Genomic DNA, 10615 nt, shown 5'->3' with positions numbered 1-10615 from the left:
AAGAGTAACTGTGAACATCGAAGCTTTAATCCAAGAAGCAAAAGCAGCAAGAGAAATGGCTTATGTACCCTACTCCAAGTTTAAAGTAGGCGCGGCATTATTAGGAAAAGACGGTAAGGTCTATCGCGGATGCAACATTGAAAACGCTGCATATAGTATGACTAACTGTGCAGAAAGAACAGCGCTATTTAAAGCGTATTCAGAAGGTATCAAACAATTTGATGCAATTGCTGTTGTAGCTGACACGAAAAGACCTGTTCCACCTTGTGGAGCTTGCCGTCAAGTTATATCGGAGCTGTGTGCACCTGAAACGAAAGTGATCCTGACAAACCTTCACGGTGATATTCAGGAATTGACAGTAGCAGAACTACTGCCTGGAGCCTTTTCACCGGAGGATTTAGATGCATAACAACACTACTACAAACTATAAATCAGGGTTTGTCTCCATCATTGGCAGGCCGAATGTTGGAAAATCAACGTTTTTGAACAGGGTAATCGGCCAAAAAATTGCGATAATGAGTGACAAACCACAAACAACTCGAAATAAAATTCAGGGTGTATATACGCAAGACGATGCACAAATCGTTTTCATCGACACACCAGGCATCCATAAACCAAAGCATAAGCTTGGCGATTTTATGATGAAGGTGGCGCAAAATACGTTAAAAGAAGTCGATCTAGTTCTTTTTATGATCAATGCAAAAGAAGGTTTAGGAAAAGGCGATGAATTTATTATTGAGAAGCTGAAGGAAACTTCAACCCCGGTATACTTGGTAATAAATAAAATTGACGAAGTACATCCAGATGACCTGCTACCCTTGATGGAAACTTATAAAGCGTTGTATCCATTCAAAGAAATAGTTCCGATTTCTGCTTTGCAAGGTAACAATGTAGAAGTTTTACTAGATCAAATTAAGAAATTCCTACCAGAAGGTCCCCAGTATTATCCGGCCGACCAAGTTACAGACCATCCGGAACGTTTTATTGTTGCTGAGCTGATCAGGGAGAAAGTGCTTCACTTAACAAGAGAAGAAGTTCCTCACTCCATTGCTGTAACAATTGATTCCATGAAGAAGCGCGAAAATAAGGATATGGTCGATATCCAGGCTACAGTTGTAGTGGAGCGTGATTCACAAAAAGGGATAGTCATTGGAAAACAAGGAAAAGTCTTAAAAGAAGTGGGACAAAAAGCCAGAGTGGACATTGAAGCATTACTGGGGTCCAAAGTGTTTTTGGAATTGTGGGTGAAAGTCCAGAAAGATTGGCGTAACAAGCAGTCGCAACTTAGAGATTTTGGTTTTAATGAGAACGAATACTAATCGGGAAGACGAGCGGGAATAGTCAATTCGTAGCATTTAATTTACAAAATTTATCTAACATGTTTTGACCCTTCTACGGTCATCATAGTCATATAGGAATTGGAATAGGCATGCTGGTCTTTACTACAGAAAGGGTGGAGTTTACAATGTTGGATTTTACCTGGAAGGTCTTTAAAGAAACAGGTAATATTGATACCTATCTTCTTTTCAAAGAGCTTGAGAAAGAGAATGGCGATTTACCCGAACAGACAGAAGAACTAGCTAATCGTGACTTACCAATTTCATAATGACAGATGACCAATAATATAGGCAGTTTACACACGTAAGTGTTGTAGATTGCCTTTTTATTTTGTAAACCGTACAATTAATAAAAGCCAGAAAAATGGACGGTGTACGATTTGCTACATAAATGTGAAGGCATTGTCATTCGAACAAATGCCTATGGTGAAAATAATAAGATTGTTACCATTTACTCAAAGGAGCTGGGGAAAGTAGGGGTAATGGCAAGAGGTGCCAACAAGCCAAGCAGCCGATTTACCGCTGTCTCTCAGCTGTTTTCCCATGCCACCTTCGTCTTCCAAAGGGGAACGGGACTCGGAAGTCTCCAGCAAGGTGAAATCATGGACTCCATGAGATCGATCAGAGAGGATATCTTCCTGACAGCCTATGCTTCTTTCATTGTGGAATTAATGGACAGGACGACAGATGAAGGAAAACGAAATCCAGCACTATATGACCTGCTCTATCAGGTGTTGCATTATATCAACGATGGCTTTGATGCTGAAATATTGACATTCATTTTTGAAATGAAAATGTGTGATGTTATCGGCATTACACCCGAACTAAATCGTTGTGCTTCTTGCGGTGCAACAGAAGGGAGCTTTGCCTTTTCCATAAAAGAGGGCGGCTTCCTTTGCAACAGATGCTTTCATAAAGACCCCTATCTAATTAAAGTTTCCCCTGCTACGCTACGGCTTCTACGGACATTTTACTACTATGACTTGAATAGAATAGGGAACCTTTCGTTAAAAGAAGAAACGAGAAAAGAGCTGCGATTCATTATCGACGAATATTATGAAGCATATTCTGGGATAATGTTAAAATCCAAACGCTTTCTAAAGCAAATAGGCTCTTTAAAAGCGAATCTTCCTGAAAAAAAAGATAAACCTGATTGACTTTGCAAAAAAAATCATTTATTATCCAATTACATCTATAAAGATTGCGTTGAAGGAAAGTAGTACTTATCCAACTCGATTAAAGCGAACCTAGGATGGTGTGAGCTAGGGAATCAAGAGATAAGGAAGGCGTTCTGGAGCAATACGGATAAAGTGGTAAAAAGGCTATTCCTTTTTACAAATAGGGTGGAACCGCGGGAGAACCTCTCGTCCCTATGCTGACAACACAGTTGGCATAGAGACAAGAGGTTCTCCTTTTCGTCCTCCAGCCAACAAATGAAAATCAGAATTAGTGGTGGCTTTAAAGTTGAATAAGTTTCCCTGTAGATTGGAGTGCAAGGTGTGAGACTCCTGCGGGGGATAACGGTTGGTTGAGACCCCGCAACGAAGTGAGGAGGCTCAAGCACCGTCCCGCGGAAAGCGAACACCTGGAACGGAAATCGAAAGGAGTCACCAGCAACAACTAAAAAAGGAAGGTGTCAAAATGAACATCCAAAACATGATCCTGACCCTGCAAAACCACTGGTCAGAACAAGGCTGTATCCTCATGCAAGCCTACGACGTAGAAAAAGGTGCCGGAACAATGAGCCCATATACATTCCTAAGAAGCATCGGCCCAGAGCCATGGAACGTAGCATACGTCGAACCATCCAGAAGACCGGTAGACGGCCGTTACGGCGAAAACCCAAACCGCCTGTACCAACATCACCAATTTCAAGTAATCATGAAACCATCACCAGACAACATCCAAGAACTATACTTGGAATCACTCAAGAAACTTGGAATAGACCCGCTAAAACATGACATCCGCTTTGTAGAAGATAACTGGGAAGCTCCAACGCTTGGGGCAGCAGGACTTGGCTGGGAAGTTTGGCTGGACGGAATGGAAATCACCCAATTCACATACTTCCAACAGGTCGGTGGAATTGAATGCAAACCGGTTTCTGTAGAAATCACATATGGTATTGAGCGACTTGCATCATACATCCAAGACAAAGAAAATGTATTTGACCTAGAATGGACAGAAGGATTCACCGTTCGTGATATTTTCCTTCAACCGGAATATGAACACTCTAAATATACATTTGAAACATCCGATCCGGATATGCTGTTCTCTTTGTTTGATATCTATGAAAAAGAAGCGCACCGCCAGATGGACCATGGTCTCGTCCACCCGGCATATGATTATGTATTAAAATGCTCCCATACATTCAACCAATTGGACGCACGCGGCGCTATAAGTGTTACCGAACGAACTGGTTATATCGGTCGTGTAAGAAATCTAGCGCGTAAAGTGGCAAGAACCTTCTATGAGGAAAGAGAAAAGCTAGGTTTCCCAATTTTGAAAAAGGAGGAGAGCACCAATGAGTAAGAGAGACTTTTTATTTGAAATCGGTCTAGAAGAGATGCCAGCCCGTTTTGTAACGGATTCCATGAATCAGCTTCAGGACAAAGTGAAATCTTGGCTGGAAACAAACCAGTTGGCCTATGATGACATTCATGCTTACTCTACTCCAAGAAGGCTTGCAGTATTAATTGAAGGCCTTGTAGAACGACAAGAAGATGTTACTCTAGAAGCAAAAGGACCTGCCAAAAAGGTTGCCCTGTCAGCGGACGGTGAGTGGTCAAAGGCTGCCCAAGGCTTTACAAGAGGTCAAGGACTGACAGTTGAAGATATCTATTTTAAAGAGATCAACGGAGTGGAATATGTGCATGTTAAGAAACATGTAGAAGGGAAAGAGACGAAAGAAATTTTAAGTACTATCGCCTCTGTGGCTACAAGCCTTCATTTTCCAAAAAATATGCGTTGGGCTGATGAAGATTTAAGATATGTTCGACCAATTAAATGGTTGATTGCTCTATTCGGTGAAGAAGTTATTCCCGTTGAGATTGCAAAGGTAAAATCGGACCGAGTATCTACTGGGCACCGTTTCCTTGGGGGGCAAGTGGAATTAAAAGACGCCGGCAGTTATGTGGAAGAGCTGCTGTCTAACTATGTCATAGTCAATGCAACGGAACGAAAAGAAGCAATCAGAAAACAACTGTCGATAATTGGGGAAGAAAATGGTTGGAACATCCCTGTGGATGAAGACTTGCTAGAAGAAGTGAACAACCTGGTGGAATATCCAACGGCATTGTTCGGAACGTTCGAATCAGAATATCTCACTCTGCCGGAAGAAGTACTGATTACATCTATGAAAGAGCATCAACGTTATTTCCCTGTTAAGAGTGAAGAGGGAACTCTTCTGCCTTATTTCGTAACTGTACGAAATGGTAACCACGAGAATTTGGATAATGTTGCAAGAGGGAATGAAAAAGTATTGCGTGCAAGGCTTTCTGATGCAGCATTTTTCTCCAAGGAAGACGAGAAGCTTGTTATCGAAGATGCAATTAAAAAGCTGGATAAAATCGTATTCCATGAAGAAATCGGAACAACCGGAGATAAAGTGAGGCGTGTTCAGACCATTGCTACAGAACTGGCGAACGGTGTGAATGTGAACAATGAAACGCAAAAGCATGTAAAACGTGCAGCTTCCATTTACAAGTTTGATTTAGTATCCCATATGGTTTATGAATTCCCGGAACTTCAAGGAATCATGGGGGAAAAGTATGCGTTGGCCAAGGGTGAAAGCCCAATCGTTGCGAAGGCGATCAATGAGCACTATATGCCTCGTTCTGCAGAAGACCAAACAGCTTCCTCTGATGTAGGTGCAATCCTTAGTATTGCTGAAAAGATGGATACCATTGTAGGGTTCTTTGCTATTGGTGTTATCCCTACAGGCTCACAGGATCCTTATGCGTTAAGACGCCAGGCATCTGGAATCATTCAAACAATCTTGAACAAAAAGTGGAGTTTTTCATTAGAAACGTTCATGCACTCAGTAGTAGAGCGCTATGCAGAAGCAGGAATCGCAAAGAAAGACGCAAATGCAATCATGGAAGATCTGTTAGTGTTCTTTAAATTACGACTGAAGAACAATCTTTCCGAGCGCGGCGTACGTTACGATATTGTGGAGGCGATTTTAGAGCTTCCGCTTGAAAATGTTTGCTCCACTGTTAAAAAAGCAGAAACGCTTGAATCGAAGAAAAACGAAGCAGGCTTTAAAGAAACGATGGAATCATTGAGTCGTGTATGCAATATTGCCAAGAAGGCAACTGCTTCTGCAGAAGTACAAGAGAACTTGCTAAGCCAAGCGGAAGAACAAGAGCTTTATAAACAATATAACAACAAAAAAGATCTTGTACTCCGTGCTGCGTCAGACCAAGATTTCTCCTTAGCGTATGAAGAACTTGCTTCCTTGAAGCCTGACATTGATGCATTCTTTGATAACATCATGGTCATGACAGATGATGAAGCAATCAAAACAAATCGCCTTGCCCTTATGGACGATATGGCTAAGGTTATCTCCATTTTCGGAAACGTTAATGGAATCATCGTTAAGTGATTAAAAAAGACAAACCTATAACCCTATGGTAAAATAGTTAAACACACGAAAGAGGCTGACTAATGCAATCCTCACAATATTTAGTCAGCCTCTTTCCAATTCTTCTGTTTATCAGTATAATTAGTATATATTATTTATACATAAAGTATAACACAATAGAGTTATCTATTAACCCAATAGGTGGTGAACAAAAATCGAACTGAATAAGCGGCAAGAAACTATTTTGCAAATAGTCAAAGAACAAGGACCGATTACCGGAGAAGCGATAGCCGATCAACTAAACTTGACACGGGCAACCCTTCGTCCCGATTTAGCTATTTTAACCATGGCCGGCTATTTAGATGCCCGCCCCCGTGTCGGCTATTTCTATACCGGAAAAACAGGATCGCAATTGTTATCCGACAAGATAAATAAGATTCAGGTGAATGACCACCAATCCATACCGGTTGTTGTCCATGAGAGTGTTTCCGTTTATGATGCAATCTGCACCATGTTCCTAGAAGACGTGGGAACCCTTTTTGTAGTGGACAACTTCTCCATCATTGTGGGAGTGCTCTCGAGAAAGGACCTTTTAAGGGCCAGCATCGGAAAGCAGGAGCTGACTTCCATACCGGTTAATATAATAATGACCCGAATGCCTAATGTAACGTACTGCTTTAAAGAAGACTTGATTATTGATGTAGCAAAAAAACTGATTGAAAAACAAATAGATGCTCTTCCAGTCGTTAAGCAAACGGATAAAGGCTATGAAGTAGTCGGTAGAATTACAAAAACGAATATTACAAAAGTGCTGGTTGCCTTGGCACACGATGAAATTATCTAGATTGGAGGAGAATCATGGAGAAACGTACCGTATATATCGTATCTGATTCAGTCGGAGAAACTGCAGAGTTGGCAGTAAAAGCGGCGATCAGCCAATTTAATGGGGCTAACTTCCATCTCAAAAGGATTCCTTACGTAGAAGACATTGCAACACTTTCAGAAGTAGTCTCGATCGCAAAACTTAATCAGGGTCTCATCGCTTTTACACTCGTTGTCCCTGAAATGAGGAAGCATCTTTTGGAACTGGCCATGAAGGAAGGCGTCCAGGTCTATGACATCATCGGACCGCTTGTGGACTTAATGGAGAAGGAATACGGCGTTAAGCCTAAGTACCAACCTGGATTGGTAAGACAGTTGGATGATGATTATTTCAAAAAAATTGAAGCAGTGGAATTTGCGGTAAAATATGATGATGGAAGAGATCCAAGGGGAATCATAAAAGCGGATATCGTGTTAGTGGGGGTTTCTAGAACGTCTAAAACGCCTTTATCACAGTACTTGGCCCATAAACGCCTGAAGGTGGCCAATGTACCAATCGTTCCTGAGGTAGATCCACCAGAAGAACTTTTTAAAGTGAATCCTGAAAAATGCTTCGGTCTGAAGATCTCGCCCGAAAAGCTAAATGACATTCGGAAAGAAAGATTGAAAGCATTGGGGCTAAATGATAAAGCTGCCTATGCCAATCTTGAAAGAATAAAAGAAGAGTTGGCATTTTTTGAAACAGTCGTAAATAAAATAGGTTGTGACGTGATAGATGTTACGAATAAGGCCGTAGAAGAAACGGCTAATCTTATCTCTAACATTTATAATAACCGTTTAAAGTAAAGAGCGCTTTTAGGAGTGCTCTTTTTCTAGGGGTAAGAAAGCATAAAAGCCTGTTGATTTCCGTTCCAGGCGCTTCGCTTGCCTGCGGGCGGTCCGTGAGCCTCCTCACTTCGTTGCGGGGTCTCACCTGTCCCTTCCTCCCGCGGGCGTCTGCGCGCCTTACACTCCAATCAACAAAGTTTCTTTATTCACTTAAGGTTATAAAAGGCATTTAAACAGGTTAGTTGGAAAAGCTAACTTTTCGTTCTCGTAATTTATAGCTGTTGATTGGAGCAAAGGGCGAAGACTCCTGAGGGAGATAGCGCTAGGTGGAGACCCCGCAGGCTTGCCGAGGAGGCTCCAGCAGCGCCCCTAGGAAAGCGAAGCCATTTGCGGAAATCAACAGCGACGATTAAACAATCAACTATAGGACCGGGCGGTTTTTTGCCCAGTTTTTTTTATGACTTTTGATTACTTATTATTCGATGTGAAACAGTAGTCAATTTGGATAGTTTATATTATAATAAAAAATTGTGATAAAAAATTCCTCGATAGGGTTTAGAGTGATGGATTATCGAATAAACTAAAAATAGCTATAAGTCAAGGGCAATATAACAGTTTCGTTCGACAACTACAAAAAACATATCGAAAAAAGAAGGTTTTTGGGAAGGGATGTAGAAACCATTTAACATGCAAAATAATCGCAAACCTATTATTTTGGTGGATGCAGATGCGTGTCCTGTTAAAGAAGAAATAAGTAGAATTAGTCATACATATAAAGTTGATGTGTGCTACGTAGCTTCTTACTCCCATGTCATGACCAATAAAACTGAAGGAAATTGGGTCTATGTGGATGATGAAAAAGAATCTGCAGATCTTTATATTTTGAATCATGCAAAGAAGGATGATGTAGTAGTCACTCAAGATATTGGTCTAGCAAGCATGCTTGTGTCCAAAAACGTTTATGTTCTCACTCCTCGTGGAAAACAGTATGAAGAGAGTGAAATGGAGTTGAGCTTGCATATGAGATTTCTATCTGCGAAAGAACGGAGAAAAGGGAACTATTCCAAGGGCCCGAAAGCTTTCTCGATGAAAGACAGAGAAAGATTTGTTCAATCACTTAAAAAAACTTTGTCGAAAATTGCAGGAATTCCCGAATAGAGATAGAAATAGTAAGTCACGGAGTGTTGTTATGAATTATCGAATTCCTGAACAAACAATTGATCAAATCAGACAGTCTACCGACATTGTTGATGTAATAAGTGAATATGTGCAATTGAAAAAGCAAGGTCGTAATTATTTCGGACTTTGCCCTTTCCATGGTGAAAGTACTCCTTCTTTCTCTGTTTCCCCAGACAAGCAAATCTATCACTGCTTCGGTTGTGGTGCAGGTGGGAATGCTTTCAATTTCATCATGGAGATCGATGGCGTCAGTTTTGTGGAAGCTGCTCAAAAACTTGCCAAGTCCTCCAATGTGGAAGTGGAAGTGCCAGAATATACTGCAACAGAACAAACAGGCCAGTCGAAAGAAACGAAATGGATGATGGATGCACATTTGCTATTGCATAAATTTTACCATCATTTACTGTTAAATACAAAAGAAGGCCAGGAAGCATATGATTATGTGACAGGTAGAGGTTTCACCGACGAAACGTTAAAGAAATTCGGTGTTGGCTATGCACTTAACAGTTGGGACTTTGCTTTGAAATTCCTTACGAAAAGGGGCTACAACCAGCAGCTGCTGGAGAAGGCTGGTCTTTTGATTGAGAAGGAGCATACAGCTGAATATTTTGACCGTTTCAGAAACCGAATCATGTTTCCGATACATGACCATAAAGGAAATGTTATTGCCTTTTCTGGGAGAGTGCTCGGAGAAGGTGAACCGAAGTACTTGAATTCACCAGAGACCCCACTTTTTAATAAAAGTAAAATTCTTTACAATTTCCATCAGGCCCGTCCCCATATAAGAAAGCAGGAACAGGTGATCCTTTTTGAAGGATTTGCCGACGTCATCGCTGCGGATGGAGCGGGGTTGCCTAATGGAATTGCAACGATGGGAACATCTTTAACAGAAGATCAAGCCCGCATTATTAGGAGGCATGTTGAAAATGTCACCATCTGTTATGACGGTGATAATGCCGGGATAGAAGCGGCTTACAGGGCAGCGAACATCCTTATTCAACATGGATGTTACGTAAGAATTGCCATGATGCCAGATAAAATGGACCCTGATGACTATATCCGTAGTAAAGGATCAGACTCATTTAAGCAGGATGTAATAGGGGCAAGTTTAACGTTCATGGCATTTAAGCTCAGGTACTTACGTAAAGGCAGGAACATGAAAGACGAAGGCGAACGGATGCGGTATGTAGAAGATGTTCTGAAAGAGATCAGCATGCTGACCAAAGCGGTGGAACGGGATCATTATCTTCGTCAATTAGCTGATGAATTTTCCATCTCCTTGGACGCTTTAAAGCAGCAGCAGTTTCAAGTGTATAAATCTTTAATGCAAAAAAAGGATTATAACGACCAGAATAGAATAAATATACCTAACAAGCCCAAAATCTTCACGCAAGCGTTAAAACCGGCTTATTTAAATGCAGAACGCTATTTGCTGGCACATATGCTCAAAGATAGGGCAGTATCCGAAAAGGTGCAAGCTTCGATTGAAGGCTCCTTTATCATTGAAGAGCATCGTGCGATTGCAACCTATCTGTATGCTTTCTACGAAGAAGGCTATGAGCCGAATATCAGTATATTCATGGAGCGTATCCCTGAGCAATCGCTCAAGAAGATCATTTCTGAACTGGGGATGCTTACACTTGAGGAAGAATTAAGTGATGCAGTGCTACATGATTATATGAAACAGGTGTTTAATTATCCAAAATTGTTAACAATAAAAGAAAAAGAGCAAGATAAGAAACAAGCAGAAGCACAAAATGATTATCTTGGTGCTGCACAAATCGCGATGGAAATAATCCAAATGAAAAAAGAGTTAAAACAATAAATATACCTCTTTATCGCGTTCAATGTTGGAAGGAGGGGACAG

General features: G+C 41.1%; 10 protein-coding genes and 1 other annotated feature. All 10 genes read left to right on the top strand.

The window, feature by feature from the left end; all coding sequences use genetic code 11:
- Positions 1 to 10: 10 nt before the first annotated feature.
- The 10 genes from K7887_RS14915 (at position 11) to dnaG (ending at position 10573) form a co-directional block, all read left to right on the top strand.
- Complete coding sequence (locus tag K7887_RS14915) at positions 11 to 409, top strand: cytidine deaminase (protein WP_223490256.1); 399 nt, start codon at positions 11 to 13, stop codon at positions 407 to 409.
- Positions 402 to 1319, top strand: a complete 918-nt coding sequence (gene era / locus K7887_RS14910; protein ID WP_223490254.1) for a GTPase Era — start codon at positions 402 to 404, stop codon at positions 1317 to 1319. Before K7887_RS14915 ends, era begins: the two co-directional genes overlap by 8 nt.
- A 146-nt stretch (positions 1320 to 1465) precedes the next feature.
- Entirely contained in the window at positions 1466 to 1606 is a 141-nt protein-coding gene (locus tag K7887_RS14905; RefSeq protein ID WP_082380828.1) for a YqzL family protein, read from the top strand.
- Between the two features lie 111 nt (positions 1607 to 1717).
- Positions 1718 to 2494: a DNA repair protein RecO gene (recO, locus tag K7887_RS14900; protein ID WP_223490253.1), complete on the top strand. Its 777-nt coding sequence runs from the start codon at positions 1718 to 1720 to the stop codon at positions 2492 to 2494.
- A 40-nt stretch (positions 2495 to 2534) separates the two neighbouring features.
- Positions 2535 to 2712 (top strand) — a binding site (T-box leader).
- A 266-nt stretch (positions 2713 to 2978) separates the two neighbouring features.
- Complete coding sequence (glyQ, locus tag K7887_RS14895) at positions 2979 to 3866, top strand: glycine--tRNA ligase subunit alpha (RefSeq protein ID WP_148987640.1); 888 nt, start codon at positions 2979 to 2981, stop codon at positions 3864 to 3866.
- Positions 3859 to 5940 carry a glycine--tRNA ligase subunit beta gene (glyS, locus tag K7887_RS14890; protein ID WP_223490252.1) on the top strand — a complete coding sequence of 694 codons (2082 nt, stop codon included), beginning with the start codon at positions 3859 to 3861 and terminating at the stop codon, positions 5938 to 5940. Before glyQ ends, glyS begins: the two co-directional genes overlap by 8 nt.
- Positions 5941 to 6133: 193 nt before the next feature.
- Positions 6134 to 6763 (top strand): transcriptional regulator CcpN, encoded by a 630-nt coding sequence (locus K7887_RS14885; RefSeq protein WP_223493666.1) that lies wholly within the window; start codon positions 6134 to 6136, stop codon positions 6761 to 6763.
- Positions 6764 to 6777: 14 nt separating this feature from the next.
- Positions 6778 to 7587 carry a pyruvate, water dikinase regulatory protein gene (locus K7887_RS14880; RefSeq protein ID WP_223490251.1) on the top strand — a complete coding sequence of 270 codons (810 nt, stop codon included), beginning with the start codon at positions 6778 to 6780 and terminating at the stop codon, positions 7585 to 7587.
- 669 nt (positions 7588 to 8256) lie between these two features.
- Positions 8257 to 8727: a YaiI/YqxD family protein gene (locus tag K7887_RS14875; protein WP_010196275.1), complete on the top strand. Its 471-nt coding sequence runs from the start codon at positions 8257 to 8259 to the stop codon at positions 8725 to 8727.
- A gap of 31 nt (positions 8728 to 8758) precedes the next feature.
- Positions 8759 to 10573 carry a DNA primase gene (gene dnaG, locus K7887_RS14870; protein WP_223490250.1) on the top strand — a complete coding sequence of 605 codons (1815 nt, stop codon included), beginning with the start codon at positions 8759 to 8761 and terminating at the stop codon, positions 10571 to 10573.
- Positions 10574 to 10615 lie beyond the last annotated feature (42 nt).

It is taken from the genome of Sutcliffiella horikoshii (assembly GCF_019931755.1).
Lineage (GTDB): Bacteria > Bacillota > Bacilli > Bacillales > Bacillaceae_I > Sutcliffiella_A > Sutcliffiella_A horikoshii_E.
The sequence above is the reverse complement of the archived record's forward strand: the minus strand, read 5'-3'. Positions and strand labels throughout refer to the sequence as shown.